Source organism: Streptomyces sp. MCA2 (assembly GCF_023544705.1).
Lineage (GTDB): Bacteria > Actinomycetota > Actinomycetes > Streptomycetales > Streptomycetaceae > Streptomyces > Streptomyces decoyicus.
The window spans coordinates 89,034-106,959 of sequence record NZ_JAMJFM010000014.1; the positions used below are offsets into that span (position 1 = coordinate 89,034).

General features: G+C 68.8%; 12 protein-coding genes and 2 pseudogenes. 7 read left to right on the plus strand and 7 right to left on the minus strand.

The annotated features are described in order from the left end of the window. Positions 1-7: 7 nt before the first annotated feature. A complete protein-coding gene (locus M8I34_RS14250; protein ID WP_250049836.1) occupies positions 8-940 on the plus strand; it encodes an L-tyrosine/L-tryptophan isonitrile synthase family protein in 933 nt (310 codons plus the stop codon). Between the two features lie 861 nt (positions 941-1,801). Here M8I34_RS14250 and car read toward each other — a convergent pair. From car to M8I34_RS14270, 4 genes are all read right to left on the minus strand, one after another. After that, complete coding sequence (gene car, locus M8I34_RS14255) at positions 1,802-5,338, minus strand: carboxylic acid reductase (RefSeq protein WP_250049838.1); 3,537 nt, start codon at positions 5,336-5,338, stop codon at positions 1,802-1,804. 516 nt (positions 5,339-5,854) lie between these two features. Next, positions 5,855-6,565, minus strand: a complete 711-nt coding sequence (locus tag M8I34_RS14260) for an FCD domain-containing protein (RefSeq protein ID WP_284050315.1) — start codon at positions 6,563-6,565, stop codon at positions 5,855-5,857. Between the two features lie 863 nt (positions 6,566-7,428). Further along, a complete protein-coding gene (locus tag M8I34_RS14265) occupies positions 7,429-7,818 on the minus strand; it encodes a hypothetical protein (RefSeq protein WP_250049846.1) in 390 nt (129 codons plus the stop codon). Further along, positions 7,811-8,707: an aminoglycoside phosphotransferase family protein gene (locus M8I34_RS14270; protein ID WP_250049849.1), complete on the minus strand. Its 897-nt coding sequence runs from the start codon at positions 8,705-8,707 to the stop codon at positions 7,811-7,813. The genes M8I34_RS14265 and M8I34_RS14270 overlap by 8 nt, the downstream gene beginning before the upstream one ends. Before the next feature lie 161 nt (positions 8,708-8,868). Here M8I34_RS14270 and M8I34_RS14275 point away from each other — a divergent pair, with 161 nt between their 5' ends. Beyond that, a complete protein-coding gene (locus M8I34_RS14275) occupies positions 8,869-9,309 on the plus strand; it encodes a hypothetical protein (RefSeq protein WP_250049855.1) in 441 nt (146 codons plus the stop codon). A gap of 151 nt (positions 9,310-9,460) precedes the next feature. Next, positions 9,461-9,769: a hypothetical protein gene (locus M8I34_RS14280; protein WP_250049858.1), complete on the plus strand. Its 309-nt coding sequence runs from the start codon at positions 9,461-9,463 to the stop codon at positions 9,767-9,769. A gap of 49 nt (positions 9,770-9,818) precedes the next feature. Here the strand turns inward: M8I34_RS14280 and M8I34_RS14285 are convergent, their stop codons facing one another. Continuing rightward, positions 9,819-11,069: an MFS transporter gene (locus M8I34_RS14285; protein ID WP_250049859.1), complete on the minus strand. Its 1,251-nt coding sequence runs from the start codon at positions 11,067-11,069 to the stop codon at positions 9,819-9,821. Between the two features lie 426 nt (positions 11,070-11,495). Then, complete coding sequence (locus tag M8I34_RS14290; RefSeq protein ID WP_250049861.1) at positions 11,496-11,789, minus strand: amidohydrolase family protein; 294 nt, start codon at positions 11,787-11,789, stop codon at positions 11,496-11,498. Between the two features lie 1,123 nt (positions 11,790-12,912). On the opposite strand from M8I34_RS14290, the pseudogene M8I34_RS14295 reads away from it, so the two are divergent. The 4 genes and pseudogenes from M8I34_RS14295 to M8I34_RS14310 form a co-directional block, all read left to right on the plus strand. Further along, positions 12,913-13,059 (plus strand): annotated as a pseudogene (locus M8I34_RS14295) (IS256 family transposase); the annotation flags it as partial. A gap of 461 nt (positions 13,060-13,520) precedes the next feature. Next, positions 13,521-15,389: an Ig-like domain repeat protein gene (locus M8I34_RS14300; protein WP_250049863.1), complete on the plus strand. Its 1,869-nt coding sequence runs from the start codon at positions 13,521-13,523 to the stop codon at positions 15,387-15,389. A gap of 461 nt (positions 15,390-15,850) precedes the next feature. Beyond that, positions 15,851-15,985 (plus strand): annotated as a pseudogene (locus M8I34_RS14305) (IS630 family transposase); the annotation flags it as partial. 4 nt (positions 15,986-15,989) lie between these two features. Beyond that, the gene (locus M8I34_RS14310; RefSeq protein ID WP_250049866.1) at positions 15,990-16,463 is read left to right on the plus strand and encodes a transposase; all 474 of its coding nucleotides are present in this window, start codon (positions 15,990-15,992) and stop codon (positions 16,461-16,463) included. Between the two features lie 608 nt (positions 16,464-17,071). On the opposite strand, the gene M8I34_RS14315 is transcribed toward M8I34_RS14310, so the two are convergent. Next, complete coding sequence (locus M8I34_RS14315; RefSeq protein ID WP_250049868.1) at positions 17,072-17,911, minus strand: SDR family oxidoreductase; 840 nt, start codon at positions 17,909-17,911, stop codon at positions 17,072-17,074. Between the last annotated feature and the right edge of the window lie 15 nt (positions 17,912-17,926).

Consider the following 17,926-nt stretch of genomic DNA (forward strand, 5'->3'; position numbering starts at 1 on the left):
GAATGACATGCCACTGACGACCGCGCCGGACACTTCCCCCACGAGCATCGGCGCCGCGATCCTGAAACTGCTCCTGCCCCATCACCGCACGACCGACCGTGCCCCGGCGACCGCGGAGGCATTCCCCCACCAAATTCACCGAATGGCTCATTTCGTGGGCCGCGGTGCCCCCATTGTCTTCACCTTGCCCGGCTTTCCCTGCAAGTCTCCCAACCCGGCCAAGGTCCTCGGCCACCTCCCCGACCAGGGAGAACGTCTCTCCCTCACCTTCCTGAACACCCTGTGCGCCGAGATCGAGCGGATCTACCCACCCGGCGCCCGCGTCATCATCTGCTCCGACGGCCACGTCTTCGGTGACCTCATCCACGTCTCCGACGAGCACATAGACGCCTACGCCGACGAACTACGCACACTCATAGCCCGATGGGGGCTTCACAGACTCTCCGTCTTCGACCTGCGCGACGTTCTCGGCGACCTCCCGCACGACACGAAGCGCGCACACGTCCACCAGCGCTACGCCCCCACCCTGGACGCACTGCGTGCCGAGATCCGCGCCGACGCCCAGGCCCTCGCCCTCTACCGCGGCATCACCCGCTTCCTCGCCGAGGACACCGCCGACCACGCAGGGACCCGGTCCGCCCTCCAACGCGCATGCCGGCAACGCGCCTACGGCGTGATCCAGCGCAGCCGCGCCTGGGGTGACCTGATCGCCGAACACCACCCCCACGCCGTACGCCTGTCCATCCACCCCCAGCCCATCGGCGCCCCCAAGTTCGGCATCCGCCTCCTCGACGCCCCCGACGTCTGGACCACCCCCTGGCACTCCGCCGCCCTGCATCGCACCGACGGCACCTGGACCCTCATGCCACGCGCAAGAGCCGCCCAGCTCGGCAGACTGGTATGGCAAGACGGCAGAGCCAGCCACTTCGCACAGAGCTGATCGGGTCACTCTGCGGTCAAGGACTGGACCGCGCGGAGCCGGCCCAGGACACCGGGCCGGGCACCACGCAGGGCGAGAGTGCCCCGCGGCGAGGGGGCAGTTCCGTGCGGTGCTGTACGGCCTGACCAGCCCGCACGACCAGAATCCCGTGCGCCTGCCCGCCTCTGACGTGGTGACGGTGCACGTCCGGTGAGTCGGCAGCGCGGCCGTGGGCAGCCGGTACGACCACTGTCCACGGCCGCACACCGAGTCGCTTCTCGGGAGAGCGCCCCGGCACCCTGGATGTCGGGGCGCGGTGCTGGCTGAACTGCCCTACCGTCGCCGGTGTTCCCGACGGTGCTCACGCTGCCGCGGCCCCCGTCGCCCGCTCCAGGCCAAGAGCAGCCGGCGCCCCCTTGAGCGTCAGAGACTCTGGTCACCTCAGCTGCCGCAGCCGTCCGGCGTTCCGTTTCCCTCACGGCGCCGAGACGAGGAAGCTGCCCGCAACCCTGTGCAGCGAGAGGTCAGTTGGCCGGGGCGCCGGATGAGGGGGTCGGCAACGGGCATCCTGCCGACCGATCGACCCAGGCCCGGTCCTCGGTCGAGTGCGAGCGATGGAGTCCTTGTACCACCCGCCAACCCGGTGTCCGGCCGCTACCTGGCCCAAGCCGGGTTCCCCCGCACCGGCACATCCGACCGGCCCGCCGAGGACGAAACCGCCCTGCCGTCCCAGGTGTACGCCTTGCGGAACCCGTGAAAAGCCTGCCTCGCCAGATCAAGGCCAGGCGCCCCATTCCTGCCAGTCACTCGCCCCGGCCGGCGGGGACTCAGGCCTCCGCTCCGAAGCGGCGTGCCCTGTGCTGATCGTCCGATTGGGCTCGGTCACAGCAGGCGCTGTGACCGAAGGTCCGCCACGTACTTGGTGATCAGGTCCTGCGACAGATGGGGGATGTCGTTTTCCTTGGTGAGGGCGGCGGCCCGTACTTCCGCGCGGAATTGGTCCGTCGGCAGGGCAGAGCCGGACAGGGGCTTCTCCGGCTTTGCGAAGGCGTGCAGCAGGGGGAGCAGCGAATGTTGCCGTTGGCGGTCGGGCAGGCCGCGCAGGGCGGTCTCGAAGCGGTCGAGCCACTCGTCGTAGTCGTGGATGCGCGTCAGCGGGTGTCCGGCTGCCACCAGCCAGTCGACGAACGTGTCGAGTGAGATTCCGTCCTCGTGGGGGTTCACGACGTTGAAGGTCCGGTACCCCTTCCGTGCGCTGTCGCCCAGCGAGGCGATGGCCTGTGCTGTGAAATCCACGGGGAGTGCGTCGTAGTGCCCGCTGCCGTCGCCGGTGCCCCGGGCGTAGAAACTGCCTGGGGCGATTCCTGTTGCCAGCAGGCTCAGCACGAGGCGGGTGAAGATGTCCTGGATGTTCAGCTGGCCCCGGTAGCGTGGGTGGGCGAGGATCAGGTTGGAGCGGAACACGGTGACCGGCAGGCCGAACGTGTCGTGCGCCTCGCGCAGAAGCACCTCGCCCGCCCACTTGCTGGCTGCGTACCCGTTCGCGTAGCTGCTGTCGAGGTCGCGCGCCCCACAGGCCGTGCGGATGTCCGCCGCCTCATCGGCCGCGGCCTCGGACCCGAAGACTACGGCGACCGTCGACAGGTAGGTGAACTGCTTGACACGGGAGGTGACCGCGAGCCGGATCAGTTCGGCCGTACCCAGCACGTTGGGGCCGAACAGCTGGTCGTACGGCAGGACATGGTTGACGAGTGCCGCCGGGTGAACGATCAGGTCCACGGTGTCGGCCAGCCGCTGCCAGGTCTCCTTGTCGAGCCCGAGGTCGGCGTCCCCGACGTCGCCGGCGACCACCTCCAGGTGCTCGGCGGCCAGGTCGTGGTAGTGCCGGAGGAGTTCCGGGTCGCCGCTGTCGAAGGCCGCGTCGAGCCGTGCCCGGGCAAGCTCGCCGGTGCGGCCACGGACCACGCACACCAGAGTGCCACCGCGCTCTGCGACCCGCTCCAGCCATTCGAGACACAGGAAGCGGCCCAGGTAGCCGTTGGCGCCGGTCAGCAGGACGGTCCGTGCCTCGGGCAGCGGACCGGTCGGTCTGCCGCTCCTCGCCATGGTCTCCGTGTCGAGGAACGCCTCCAGCGTCAGGTCGTCCGCCACGAGCCGCGTCGCGCTCGGTCCGTGGACGCTGTCGGCGGTCGGGCGCTGGTGCCCCGACGCAAGGACCTTCTCGATGTGGTCGGCCACCTGCTGGAGCGTGTGGACCGGGTTGACGATGACATTGACCGGGACGTCGACGTGGAAGATTTCCTTCAGCAGCTGGGAGAACGACAGCGCGGAGAGGCTGTCACCGCCGAGTTCGAGGAAACGGGTGCCGGGCTTCACGTCGCCCTGTTGGTGTCCGAGAAGCGCTCGGGCCGCCCGGAACACGGTTTCCCGTACGGGCCGGGGCGGGCCGGCCTGGCGCAGTGCCTGGAGTTCGTCGGTCTCGCGCTCGGTCAGCTCGGTGTACAGCGCTTCGAGGCGCTCGCCGTAGCGCTTCATCAACGCGGGGCGCAGCAGCTTGCGCATTCCGGAGAGCAGCCCGTTCTGCCGGCTGAACGGCTCGGTCTCGATGAGGAAGTCGCGTGGGATCTCGTACGAGTTGAGGCCCGCCTCGGTGGCGAGGCGTTGCAGGGACTCGCGCAGGATGGACCTGAGGTGCTGGGTGTCCTCGCCGGCGCGGTCGAGGGCGTCCTGTGTGGGCACGATGACCGCGAGCAGGTAGGCACGAGCACTGTTGCCGTACACGAAGACCTGCCGGACGACCGCACTGCCCGTGAAGAGGGCTTCCAGACGGGAAGTGGCCACGAACTCGCCCTGGGACAGCTTGAGGACGTGGGAGCGGCGGTCGACGTACACCAACTCGTCGGGACCGGTGCGGGCCATGATGTCGCCCGTGCGGTAGAAGCCGTCCTCGTCGAAGACCTCGGCGGTGGCATCCGGTCGCTGGAAGTAGCCGGGAACGAGCCGGTCGGACTTGATCAGCAGCTCGCCCCTGGGGTGCGGCGAGTCGGTGCCGAAGTATCCCAGCTCGGGCACGTCCGCCAGTTTCTGGTCGGTCACCGGCGGGCGCAGGACCCGGCCGTCGAGCGAGAGAATGCCGGCTTCCGTCGATCCGTAACCGTCGAGCATCTTGACGTCCAAGCAGCTCTCGACGAACGTCCTCATCTCCGCGCTCAGCGGGGCCGAGGCGCTGACGGCCCACAGGAGGCGGCCGCCCAGGGTCTTCTCCCGCAGCTCCTCCTTCACGCGGTCCGCCTGCGCGGCCGCGTCGCCTCCCGCGCCCACGTCGTTTCGGCGGGTCAACTCACTCTGGTGGCGCCGGAAGAGCATGTCGCAGATGCGGGGCACCATGAGGAACTCGGTGGGGCGGACCAGCGAGAGGTCCTCGAAGAGGGTCGACAGGTCGCTCGACGCCACGAAGTAGGCGATGCCTCCCTTGGCAAGCGTGCCGAACAGCACACCTCGTCCCACCATGTGGCTCAGGGGCATGTAGTTGAGCACGATCGACGGCCGCCTCTCCTGGCCAGGCACGAAGTCGACCCAGAACTGCCGGACAAGACGCTCGGTGTACATGGCGCCCTTGGGGGTGCCCGTACTTCCCGAGGTGTAGATCAGCGCGCTGAGCGCGTCGGCTGTTGATGCCTCGGGGCTCCGGGGAGCCGGCGGCAGAGTCCTTCCTCGCTGGATGAGGGACGCCAGCGTGTCCAGGGTGACGCCTCGGCCCTGCGCCGCGAGTTGGCCGCGCGCGGAGTCCAGCTTCTCGTGATGAGTAGTGACCTCTGGATGGTGGCCGAGAACGACGATCCTGCGCAGCGATGGGGCATCTGCCGCGACCTGGAGCGCGACCTCGAGGTGGGTCACATCCACCGCGAGCAGGCGCGGTCCGGTCTGCGCGACGATGGGAGCCAGGTGCTCCGCCGAGGCCCCGGCCTGGAGCGGAACGCTCACCGCACCGGAACGGACGCAGGCCAGGTCCACGATGGTGAACTCGGCGCTCGTGGGACCGAGAACCGTGACGAAGTCACCCGGGCCCACGGCATGGTTGGGGTGGTGTCGCCACTCGGCGGCCACCGCGCCCACACGTTCCCACAGTTCGCCGTAGGTGATCGTGTCGAACCGCTCCAGGAGGCGCAGCGTGGTGCGGCCCGTATGCGGGTCGGTCACCGGCTCCGTGGCACGCTCGCCGAGGGCGCGGCGGTCCGCGTACCCTTCCATCACCGTGGCCACGAGGTCGGCGAGTGGTAGGCCCGGCCGCCGGATCGCCTCGGTGACGGCGTCCAGGGGTGCGGCGCCGCGGAACTGCGGATCTGTCGCATACAGGTGAGCGCTGCGCTGAGCGGTACGTGCGCTGAACTTGTCAGTTGGGGGTTGTAAGCCGGTCATGGGTGGTCTCCTCTGTGGCCTTGAAGGCCCGTTCATCTGGAGGGATCTTCACTTTTCGGGCGAGGGGAGGCGGGGGTGGGGACGGCACAGAGCCTGAAGGGGCGGGGCCGGACGCATGGCTCTGGCTCGGGCGAACGAGGGTGTGGAGCGACGCGTCGAGGTCAGCGTCAATGACCTCGCCACCTTGTGGCGCGTCCGCAATCCAGGCCGAGCTGATCCTGTGGGCCGTAGTGGAGCGCTGACCCCGCCGGGCGGTGCGGCCTGTCGCTGGTGGGCGATCGGCTGCCGATGGGGCCGGTAGCCGCCGGCCTGGTGGTGCATGCTTATCTGTGGGGGAGACAAAGCAGTTGGCGGTTTCGCTCTGCGCCGGCCCGGCACCTGCAATGGCAAGGCTGAGGGGGACAACCAGGAACATGAGCGGACGTGTCCAGCCGCTCGTGGTGTCGTGTGCAGGACGCCGAGGAGGAGGGGCCGGCCGTCGCTACGAGGTAGCCGATAACGAAGACAACTGCGGACTCACTGTCCCTCCGTCACGCGTGGTGCATCGGCCTCGTGGTCGCGGGTGAGCTGGACGATCGCAGCCGCCGCGTCGCGGGCGCCGCTCTCGTCCTGGGCTTCGATCGCGTTGACGAGTCGCCTGTGCAGGCCGGCATGCTTCTCGGCGCCGGCGGCGTCCCAGGGGAGCCCCCCCAGGGCGGAGGTGAGAGCCGTACCGAGGTAGTCGTACACCTCGATCAGGAGGTCGTTTCCGCTCGCCCGGACGACGGCCCGGTGGAACAACGCGTCGACACTGCCGGCTGTGGACATGTCCTCACCGGCGCAGGCAGCGTCGGCGTCGGCCAGCAGCTCTCGCAGTTCGTGCAGTTGGTCCTCGCTGCGACGCAGGGCGGCGGCCCCTGAGGCGTACTCCTCGAGGACGGTGCGCAGTTCGAGAACGTTGTCCCGCTGCGCGGAACTCGCTCGCCGCACCATGACCGACTGGAGTTCACTCGACGCGCGGACGTAGGTGCCGTCCCCGATGCGAGCTTCCAACAGGCCCAGATGCACGAGCGCACCGAGTGCCTCCCGTAGCGTGCTGCGCCCGACCCCGAGCTCCTCGATGAGGGACTGCTCCGGCGGGATGCGCGTTCCCACCGGCCATCCACCTGCCTCAATGTGCGAGCGGAGACTGTCCACGAGCTGCGCGGACAGGCTTGCCGTCCTCCGCGGTGTACTGATGGGTTTCATGGAGACAGCATACAGTCAAACATCAGACATTTGAACATCAGATTTCGCCGACCGGCGGCCGAGACGGGTTCTCTTGCGGGACGGTACTGCCTGCTCCGCCCGTCGCCCTCGGGCCTGTTGGAGTCCGCTCGTGGGGCGTCATCGAGGATCGGGTAGTTCTGTTCCCCTCCGGGCGGACGGGCGTCGAGCGGATTCGGGAGCAAGGGGGCGTCGTGCGCGAACCATTCACAGGTCTTCCGCGCCCCGCGCCGGTTAATCGTCTGCCGATTCGTCGGACAAGACGGGTCGGCAGCGGTCGACTTCCTCGGCAGTGGCGCCGGTGCCCCACCACCACAACCAGACAGGCTTGTTCGCACCTCACGCGCGAAGGCCGGCCGGTCCTGGCGACCGGCGGCCACGATGGCGTGCTTCGCCTCTGGGAGGCAGAGACGGGCGGGCTTGTGCACGCGCTCCCTGTCGGTGCTCCGATCAATGCGCTCCTGACCATGGACAGCTTGCTCGTCATCGGGTCGAGGGACGGACTGATCGCCTTGGAGAGCTGAGAAGAGCGCGACAGCGCCCGCGCAAGCCCCTCCGCCCGCACCGTCCACGAACCATCGCGCGGCATTCCCGGTGCATCGCCCCGCTCCGAACTGTCCCGCCTCACTCCGGAAGAGCCGCACCCTTCCGCCCGCCGCAATCTCACCAACACCTTCTTCTTGTCCCTCAACAGCCTGGTGGCGGCCGGGATCGTCGGGCCTGGTAGGCACTGTGGTCGCGGCGCTCCCGTAGGAGAGATCTGGACTACGTCTTGCGCGCCGAACTTGAGAGGAGCCTTCGGCGTGACCGAGGCATTCCGGCGGTTCCCATGCCCGGCTCCACCATCAGCGGTCTATCCCGCCGAAACGATCGAGGCCCACCGGGCGTTCATCGGCCGCCGTCGATCCGCCCGCCCCAGCGAGGAGTACCGGATCCCGACTGAAGAGGAGTGGGACGCCTTCCTCGGGCACTTCGAGAAACGCCAGGTGTCCATCGGCACCTGCGCACGCGCCTTCGGGACCCCATGCATTCATGAGCACGCTTGCGTCAGATGCTCGCTCCTCCGGCCTGACCCCGCCCAACGGGCACGGCTTGCCGAGATCCGCGACAACTTGATCGCCCGAATCGCCGAAGCCGAGACGGAAGGCCGGCTCGGCGAGGTCGAAGGTCTCCAGGTCAGCCTGGCCGGCGCCGAGGAGAAGCTCCGCCAGCTCAAAGAAGCGTGCGTCAAACACCCTTCAGAACACGATCAAGCGCCGCCCGGCCTACAGGTCCCCAGTTCGGCTTGCCGCCGGGAAGGCCCCGATCTCCGTTCTGCCCCATGAGCATCAGGAAGAGGCTCTTCATAGCGGCCAGCCCGCGGGCGCGCCGGATCGCCGCCTCGTCTGCATGCGCGTACATGTCGAAGAACCGTGAGGCCGTGTCCGCGGGTAGCAGCACCCATGCGGCGGCGAGGTCCCACGCCGGATCGCCGGCGAACATGTCACCGAAGTCGACGATGCCCGAGAGCGTTCCGTCCGAGACGACGACGTTCGCGGGATGCAGGTCGCCGTGCACCCACACCGGCGGGCCCTCCCACGCGTCGGCCGCCACGGCGTCGTCCCAGACGGCCCGGACGTCGGCAGCGATGTCGTCGGGGGCAACGGCCTGGAAGAAGTCCTCGAAGCCGTCCGCGCAGTTCCTGGGATGGGCACCGCGGTCCGTAGCGATCGGCGCCTCGGCGGGCGCCTCCACATGGAGCGCCCGAAGGAAACCCGCCAGCGTGTCGGCCGCGTGGGCGCCGCGGCTGATCGAGCCGTGGTCCAGCGGCTCGCCAGGAACCCACGTCATCACGGTCCAGTGCTTGGGGAAGCGCTCGGACGGTTCGCCAAACCGCACCGGGGTCGGCACCGGGAGCGGCAGGCGCGGAGCCAGCACGGGTAGCCACCGCCGCTCCTTGAGCTGGAGCTCGGGGGTAGGGTCCATCCGCTGCATGCGCACGGCCAACTCGTCCCCGAGACGCCACATTTGGTTGCCCCAGCCGCCCGCCACCTCGCGGATGGCCAGCCCCGCAAGGTCTGGATGTTGCTCCTGCAGCAGGTCGCGGACCAGGTATGCGGTGATCTCGATCTCGGTGTCGGTCATGCGAAGTCACAGTACTGAGGCGGCAGGCGAAGCGGGCGGAACACCTCCAAAGTTCAGAGAAGGTCGTCCTGCCGGTCCGCCTGTGCTCGGCGACCGAGGAGCGTTCTGTACGGCTCCGGGAGATTCACCAGGCCGCCGGAGGGCGGGTTCGCCACCGGCGGGTGTGTGAGCAGGGGAAAGAAGACATCACCGAGCTGCACGACGACTACGCCCAGGCGCTGAACCTCCTCGTGGACACCCTCGCCGCTGGGGGACAGGCGGCGCCCCCGATTGATCCGCAGCCGCCGGTCGACCTGATGGCCGCGCTGGAGGAATCCGTGCGCGACGCCCAGCGCGCTCGTAACGGGGCGGCAACTGGACTCAGGCGCCGACGCCTTTCAGCGTCCGAGGCGTCCGCGAATCATGGCCACCATGACGCTGAACTCGTGGATCCTCAGAAGACGGGCGAGGCCGACGAACACGCCGAGCAGCATGGCTGCGCCGGCAAGCAGGGCCACGAGCGACCCCAGGGCATTGCTGCCCAACCCTTCGAGCAGCGCGGTTCGGCGCCCAGCGTCACCTGCACCGTCCAGGCCGGCTTCGCGGAGCGGGCGGTAGCTTGACGCGTGAACTGCTGCTCGTGCTCCCGTTGCTCGGCCATGGCGAGACGACGCTGCGCGCGGGCCAGCTCCAGCTGTAGGTAGGCCGCGATCATTGTTCGAGCTGTGGGCGGCCAGGAACAGTGCCGTCAGCCGCGCCGCGGGGGAGGAGTCCGTGAGCGGTGTCGCGGCGAGCATGCGGGTCATCCAGGCCGAAGCCCGCGACCGCGCCGTCCCGCTGAGCGGCAGTTCCTCGGCCAGGTTCGGCACCGTAACGGCCATGGGAGTTTTCGTCATCACCGCTCAGCAAGTCGCCCGCGAATTGCCAGCCCAGAGTGGTGAGAGCAGTGGCTGCGCCCTCCGGGTCGGTCAGGCGCAGGTCCTGCCCCGGGGTATGCCCGGCCTCGCCCCGGGCCGCGCGGATGGCGAGCACTCCGGCCAACTGGCAAGCCTCAGTGTCCGCGCCTCCAGCACGTCGTTCTGAGCCCGTTCGACGCGTCAGATCCCACACGTCCGTAGTTTAGGGACAGGCCTTAGCCCTCTACGCGCTTCAGGCCGCGCACGGCCGGGATTGTCAGCAGCAGGGCGCAGGCGACGAGCGCAGTCGATGCGGACAGGCACAGCAGGGGCACCGTCCCCGTGACGACCGCGAGCGGACCTGCCACGGCCTGCCCGACTGGCTTCATCACCAGCGAGCCGGCGGCGTCGTATGCGTGCACCCTGCCAAGGACGTCCTGCGGGATGTGCGTCTGCACGCTCGTGTGGAACATGACGATCCAGAACGCCATGCCCACGCCGCTCACCCCGTAGCACGCGGCGATGAGTGGCGCGGGAAGGCCGAGAGCGACCCCCAACGGCATGAAGGCCCAAAGGATCATGGAGAGGGCGCCGGCCCGGAGCGGATGCCGCGGGCGGAGCCTGATCGCGACGATCCCGCCCAGCACACTTCCCGCCCCGAGGGACGACATGACCAAGCCGAACGTCGATGCTCCGTAGTTGGTGACGAGTGTGCTGTTGCCGAGGGTCATGGTGGGGCCGGCGCCGGCCAGCTGCCAGAGCATGAAGACGACGATGACGCTCCACAGCCAGGTCCTGGCCCGGAACTCCCGCCACCCCTCGACGAGATCGGCCCGGAACGACGAATTACCGTCTCGCGCGGCCGGGCCCATGGGGACCGAGCGGAGCAGGAGTAGGCAGGCGCCGCTGACCCCGTAGGTCAAGGCGTCGAGGGCGACCACCGTTGCCGGTGAGGAGACCGCCAGCAGCAGGCCGGCCAGCGACGGACCAATCACGGCGGTGACGGACTCTGAGATGCGGAGGGTGCCGTTGGCCTTCTGCACGTCCTGGGCTATGCGTGGGGTGATGCTGGCGACTCCCGGCTGGAAGAGGGCGCTGCCCGCCCCGACCAGGGCCAGCAGCACCAGGATCTTCCACAGCCGTGGCGTACCCAGCAGGAACAGCAGCGCGAGCACCACCTGAGAGCACAGCCGAGCCGTGTCCGAGACAACCATCAGCCGCCGGGCGCCGAAGCGGTCGGACATCACCCCGCCAAAGATAATCAGTGCTGCGAACGGCGCTACGAGCGCGGCGAGCGCATAGCCCACCCCACTCACCCCGTATCCCGCCCGGATCACGGCGGCCGTGATCGCGACGGGGAGCATCGCGTCGCCCAGCAGAGAGGTGGTGCGGGCGGTGAAGAACAGCCGGAAGTCCACTGTCCACAGCGACGGATCAGACGAGGTCTCCTTGACTTGCAGGTCACGGGCCATGTCCGAGCCAGCCACCGCACACCGTCCCACGTATGCCGTTGATCCCGACCAGGACGACAGTCTCGTGCCCCGGCCCTTCCTCAGTCAAAGGAATATGTTCGACACGTTCAGCACGTACGCGCGTTTGAAGACACCGCCTAGGCGAGTACTACGGACCCGCTGGCGTGGAGCCCAGCGGAAGGGGCGGATCTGTGCTGCGGGGAGCTGGAGGAGGCGGTGAAGCCGAACTCCTTCAGGGTAATCTGCTGCTCGAACTTGGTTCGGTGCAGGCGGCGTTGGACGGCGACGGTCTCGCGCAGGTGATCTCGTCCTGACACAGGATCTGCGGGAAGTTCGGGTGAGCGAGCTCTCCGCCCTGGGCCTGGCCAACGCGCGTCGAGGAACTCGAGCATTCTCGACAGCCGAAGCGACGCGGCACCAGACGATGCGGTGGTCTCGCACCTATTCGTGACGACCTGATGCCATGACGAGTCGCACGATGCGCAGAGCGTCAAGGTCTTCGAGTGGGTTGCCATCCACTGCGAGGATGTCGGCTCGGTACCCCGCCGCCAGTCGACCCGTCTCGGATGCGATGCCCAGTGCGCGAGCCGCGTCGGTAGTGGCCATGTCGATGGTCTTCTCGTTGGAGATACCCAGGTACTGGTAGAACTCCAGGGTGTTGACCAGCTTGTCGAACATGGCCCGCGGTACACCGGCGTCCGTACCCGCGAGCATTGGCACTTCGAGCTGTGCCATCCAGCGCATGGAAGTGGACAGTTCCTCGGCTTCTCTTCGCCGACCTTTTCGGCGAGCCCGCGCCGGTTGGGGCTGGTGGCCGTGCCCACGTAGATTCCTTCGGCCTTGATCTTGGCTACGAGGTTTTCCCGGAGGTCGAACCCGCCGCCGCTTTCGGCCATCCAGGTGCAGTGCCCGATGGTGTTCACGCGGGCGTCCACAGCCGCCTCGATGCCTGCGGTGCCGTACGCGTGCACTGCGACGGGCAATCCGGCATGATCGGCACCGCATCGCTGACCTGCGCACATACCAGCCATGGATGGCTCGTAGGAGTCGTTGGCCCGGGGATGGTCCGGATCTTGATTGATGCGGGCCGTGGAACTGCGGCTTGGCTTGGACGGGTTTTTGCCTCGTTTCCTTGAAGGATGCTCGGCCCCGATAGGCGAGACTCTGGCCCAGGGCGGCCGCCCGACAGCGTGCAGCGGTCGGCCCCTGCGGAAACCGCTCGAGCTCCCGGTCAGAGAAAGGCACCGGCCAACACAACCCTGCAAGCTGAAGCTCTCACGCTGCTGGCGCAGGGCAGCAATCCGCCGACCATGGCCGCAGAGCGGTGGCCACCCGCTCTGACTCATACGGTCCCACCTGGCACAGGTTGTAGATCGCGTCTCGTGCGGTCCAGGTGGTCCAGGTCAGGGGCGCAGGCGCAGGTCAGGGCCTTGTGGTCCAGGAGCGTCAATGCTGTTGGTGAGACGTGTGTGATACCGCGTGAGAGGTGAGGAACCCCCGTCGGCTTGCCGGCGGGGGTTCCTGCGTTCGGGGACGGCCCCTGTGGGCCGTCTTCTCCCGACACCGGCCGACCTCATTTGGATCCCAGCACCCGGCAAGACAGCCGTCATCTGTGCCGAGCGTTCCAGGCCGACGGGCCGGATGTCGCGTGGGCAAATCGATCGGCGGGACGCTCGGCCGGTTACGCGGAGTGGGCGGAGCCGGGTGCCGGCGGCCCGCTCCATGCTCCCGCCTCGGCGGGAGTCGCGGTCAGGGACTTGTCGGCCCATGAGGCGCGGCGCTTGGTACCAGCGGAGCGAAGGTCGACGCCTGTGGATCACTCCTGCCGGAAGGAGGCGCACCTTCCCGCTGGGGAGTCTTCGACTTCCCGGCCGAGCACTGGATCCCCTTGCGGACCACGAATCCGATCGAGTCGACCTTCTCCACCGTCCGGCGGCGGGCCCGTGGCACCGCAGCCCTGGCCATGGTCTTCAAGCTCGTCGAGTCCGCCCGACAGTGGTGGCGGGCGGGCGGTCAACGCGCCTCACCTCGTCCCCCTGCCCAGCTCCACGTTCCGGGCCACATTGCGCGCCAGTTCGTCCTCTCCAACGACGTGCCCGGGTGGGGCTGTGTGTTGGTCCGTCCGGGTGATAGTCGAGTCAATACGGTGGCGTCTTATTGGCCATTTCGGGTTAATGGTGGTGACCGTTTTCCGGTGGGTTGCCCATCTCTCCGGGGAGAGATGGGCAACCCTGCGGTGCGCCGGTGCGCCGGTGCGTGGTACGTGTCGGTGTGTCCTCTCTCTGTCCCGGTGTGCAAGCGGTGATCCGGTTCGCGTATTCCGGCGCTGTACGACGCGGGCCCCGGTGGGAGTTCTTGGGCGGCCCTCTCAGCTGAGAGAGGTTTGTCATGAAGTCGACTACGGGTTGGTTGGGAGCTCCGGCGGTGGCCGGGGTTCGGTCGGTTGTACCGGCCGGTGGATCTGGGGTGGCCGCTGTACGGGGGCTTGTGGCCGCGCCGTTCAGTGCGGCGTTCTCCACGGTGACGATCCCGGCGGGCACGAGCCCGCTGGCGGTGGCCGTGGCGCCGAACGGCAACGTCTACGTCGGCAACGCCAATTCGAACAACGTGACGGTGATCGACAGTGCCACGAACACCGTCCTGGCCACGGTCCCCGCCGGCTCAGGCCCGGCCATGATTGCGGTGGCGCCGAACGGCAACGTCTACGTCACCAACCAGAGCTCGAACAACGTGACGGTGATCAGCAGCGCCACGAACACCGTCCTGGCCACCGTCCCCGTCGGCGGGGGCCCGTTCGCACTGGCGGTGGCGCCGAACGGCAACGTCTACGTCGCCAACAGCACTTCGAACAACGCGACGGTGATCAGCAGCGCCACGAACACGGTCCTGGCCACCGTCCCCGTCGGCGCGGTCCCCGACGCGGTGGCGGTGGCGGCGAACGGCAACGTCTACGTCGCCAACCGGAACGCGAACACCGTGACGGTGATCAGCAGCGCCACGAACACCGTCCTGACCACCCTCCCCACCGGTGGTTTCCCGGGCGCGGCGGCGGTGGCGCAGAACGGCAACGTCTACATCGCCAACCAGACCTCGAACAACGTGACGGTCATCGACAGCGCCACGAACACCGTCCTGGCCACCGTCCCCGCCGGCACGGTCCCGGGAGTGATTGCGGTGGCGCCCAACGGCAACGTCTACGTCACCAACACCGTTTCGAACAACGTGACGGTGATCGACAGCGCCACGAACACGGTCCTGGCCACCGTCCCCACCGGCGGGGGCCCGTTCGGGGTGGCGGTGGCGCCGACCGGCAACGTCTACGTCGGCAACAGCAGTTCCAACAATGTGACGGTGATCAGCAGCGCCACGAACACGGTCCTGGCCACCGTCCCCGTCGGCGCGTTCCCGTTCTCGGTGGCGGCGGCGCCGAACAGCAACGTCTACGTCACCAACGCCAATTCGGCCAACGTGACGGAGATCTCCCCGTTGACGGTGACTACCTCGCCTGCGGCGCCGGTGTGCGGGCAACCGGTGACGTTCAGCATTTCCGGGGGGACTCCGAACGGGACAGCGGTGGTGAACTTCGGGGACAGCAGCCCCACGGTCACCGTCCCCCTGAACGTCACCGGCAGCGGGCAGACCACCCACACCTACACCGCCGGTACGTTCACCGCGACCGTGAACGGCAACCCCACCCCCGTCACCGTGAGCCCCAACCCCACAACGCCGACGCTGTCGGTGACGCCGAACCCCTCCACCTGCGGTCAGAACGTGACGGTATGCGCCACCATCACCCCGACCACAGCCACCACCACAGTGCCGACCGGCACGGTCACGTTCACCCTCCCCAACGGCCAAACCCAGGTGGTCCCCGTCAACGCCTCGGGGCAGGCCTGCTTCACCACCACGGCCCTGACCACCGGCACCCTCACCGCCGCCTACGGCGGTGACAGCTGCTTCACCGGCTCCTCCACCAGCACCCCCGTCACGGTGAACGCCACTCCCACAAAGCTGACCGGGCAGCCAGGCACGATTCGGCTCCGGCTGACCCCGCTGCCCGAGTTCTACATCCCCACCCTCAGCGCCACCCTGACGACCACCTCGGGGATGCCGGTGGCCGGTCAGCCGGTGACCTTCACCGCCACCACGCTCTTCGGCCCGGTCAACCTCGGCACCGCCGTCACCGACGCCAACGGCACCGCCACCATTCACAACGCCATCGTCCCCGTCTTCGCCGTCGCCACCCCCTTCTACACCGCCACCTTCCCCGGCAGCTCCTGCTACCACGCCGCCACCGCCCACGGCATCCTGCTGTTCATCCCCCTCCCGGGCTGATCTCACCGACTCCGAAACCCACGTCACCTGGTCTGCTGGGACGGGAGGAACACACCGTGGCCCAACTGGACGAGCCGGCCGACCAGTCGAGGGGGTTGGCGGCACGCGTGGATTCCAGAGGCGGGGCTCCGGCCGTGAGGGCGGCTCCAGCATCGGCACGGTGATCGGCAGACCACGGCGCGGGAAGGGCGCCAGAACAACCCGACTCCGCGCTCGCGAGCTGCGCTCGGAGGGTGCCCCAGCGACGGTGATGACGGCAACAACGGCACACATCGGCTGCCAAACGGCCACTCTGACAGCACAGCCTTGAGGCGCGGGAGGCCATACGTAGGAACTCTCCCGACCCTGCTGATCCACAGTTATCGACGATTGCTCCCGCCCGGCTAGTGCTGTGACCACATGGCTCGCCGGGTTGGCGGTTGGATGGGCGGTGACATCCGTTTCGCCTCCTGGGGGATGTGGTGGCCGAGCCTGTGCGGGTGCGCAGACTCACCGATCAGGAAGGGCAGAGGCTGCAGCAGATCGTGGGCCGGGGCACCAGCTCGGTGCGCTATCGCCGGGCGATGATGCTGCTGGAACGAGGAGGGCGACGAAGAGGCGGTGCTGCCGGCCACCCGCAACACCCTGTGCCTGCTGGCCCACCGAATCGGGCAGCTCACCGAGCAGATCCAGGAGCTGGAACGCCGCCTGGTCCTGCTCGTGGAACGCCACGCGCCGCAGCTGCTCGCCTCGGTGGGCATCGGCCCGGACACGGCCGTCACTTTGCTGATCACGGTGGGGGACGACCCGGAACGTCTGCGCAGTGAGGCGTCCTTCGCCGCGCTGTGCGGGGTCAGCCCCGTGGAACGCTCCTCGGACAGTCGGCAGTACCGTCGCCTCAACCGTGGCGGCGACCGGCAGGCCAACGCCGCCCTCCACCGGATCGTGCAGACCCGCCTGCGCTTCGACCCACGTACCCAGGACTACTACGAACGCCGCACCAAGGAGGGCAAGACCCGACGCGAAATCGTCCGATGCCTCAAACGCTACGCCGCCCGCGAGGTGTTCCACCTGGTCAGGACCACGCAGTCATGACCCCCGTCATAGGGGCAGTTGAGAGGTGAGGAACCTCCGTCGGCCTGATCCGGCGGGGGTTTTCGCGTGTGACTGAGCGGCCGCGCTGTGCGGTGTTCGACGGGGCCGGGTTGTCCTCCGGCTCGCCGCTTCCGACCGGCGCCTCTCGCCTGCCCTGCCGCGCCAAAAGGCCGAAGAACAGGGCGTCGTGCAGGACCTGGGCGTGCCGGCGGTTACCGACCACGGCCACCCGGCAATCCGGACCGGTCGAGTCCGGATGCGGTTCGTGAGCCCACCGCAGGTGATGGATCGCCGTCCCAGCTGCGCTCAGCAGGAGCGGCTCGGCCACGGTGCCGCATACCGATGGACCGAAGTTGGCGGACAACAGCCGTGGTTGGCAGGCGTAGCCGTGCGAGCCGCAGACGTGGTCTCGGTGTGGTCGACGGCGGTGTGCGGCGCTGCGTGGCCGGCCCCGCAGCAGTCTGTTCTGTAGGGCCTGGCCTGAGGGCCTGCGCGGCCCGGCACCTCGAGCGCCGACGACGGCGGCACAGAGAGGTGGGCGCCCCGTGCGACGATAGCTGTAGCCCCAGCCGCACGAGGCTGCCCGGGCACTTCAGTTGAGTTGTGCCTCAGCGGAAAGCGGCGATGTTGCGGGCGACCCAGCCGTTGAACGGGCGCGGGGCGCGGCCGAGGACTCGTTCCACGTCCGGGCTGATCCGCAGTTCGGCCGGGTTCGGGGCGGCGATGATGTCCAGGGTGTCGTCGGCGAGTTCCGCCGGCACGAACTGGGTCATCGCGGCTTTGGCCTCGTCGCGGGTGAGTTCGTGGAACCGCACCGGCGAGCCGAGCTCGGCGGCGATGGCCTCCGCCTGCTGACGCGGCGTGATCACCTCGGGCCCGGTCAGCTCGTACACCCCGCCGGTGTGCCGGTCGTCCACCAGGCAGGCCGCCGCGACCTCGGCGATGTCCGCCGGGTCGATGACCGGCACCCCGACGTCGCCGAAGGGTGCCGCGACCGCCCTTTGCGTGCGGACGGACTCCGCCCAGGCCAAGGCGTTGGAGGCGAAGCCGCCCGGCCGCAGGACGGCCCACTCCAGGCCGGACTCCCGCAACGCGTCCTCCAGCGCGCGCATCGCGACCCGCGACGGGCCGAGCGGCCTGGTCGCCACACCCTGCGAAGACAGCAGGACGATCCGACGGACCCCACTGTCCTTGGCCAGGCCGATGATGTCGGCCGGCCTGGCTCCGGGGGCGTGCAGGTCGCCGGACAGCAGGAGGAACAGCGCCTTCGCCCCGTCCAACGCGGGCGTGAGGCCCGCCGGCTCGGCCAAGTCGGCGGCCGCGTGCCGGACGCCGTCCGGCACCGCCGCCGCGTGCCGCGACACCGCTGTCACCTGCTCGCCCGCCTCGATCAGGGCCCGCGTCAAAGGCCGGCCCACGTTCCCGGTAGCCCCGGTCACCACGATCATGTTCAGCTCCTAGTC

Coding starts and splice junctions, on each gene's coding strand:
- M8I34_RS14290 (WP_250049861.1), bottom strand. CDS start 11,789: ATGGCACAGCTCGAAGTGCCAATGCTCGCGGGTACGGACGCCGGTGTA.
- M8I34_RS14315 (WP_250049868.1), bottom strand. CDS start 17,911: ATGATCGTGGTGACCGGGGCTACCGGGAACGTGGGCCGGCCTTTGACG.
- car (WP_250049838.1), bottom strand. CDS start 5,338: ATGACCGGCTTACAACCCCCAACTGACAAGTTCAGCGCACGTACCGCT.
- M8I34_RS14250 (WP_250049836.1), top strand. CDS start 8: ATGCCACTGACGACCGCGCCGGACACTTCCCCCACGAGCATCGGCGCC.
- M8I34_RS14270 (WP_250049849.1), bottom strand. CDS start 8,707: ATGACCGACACCGAGATCGAGATCACCGCATACCTGGTCCGCGACCTG.
- M8I34_RS14260 (WP_284050315.1), bottom strand. CDS start 6,565: ATGAAACCCATCAGTACACCGCGGAGGACGGCAAGCCTGTCCGCGCAG.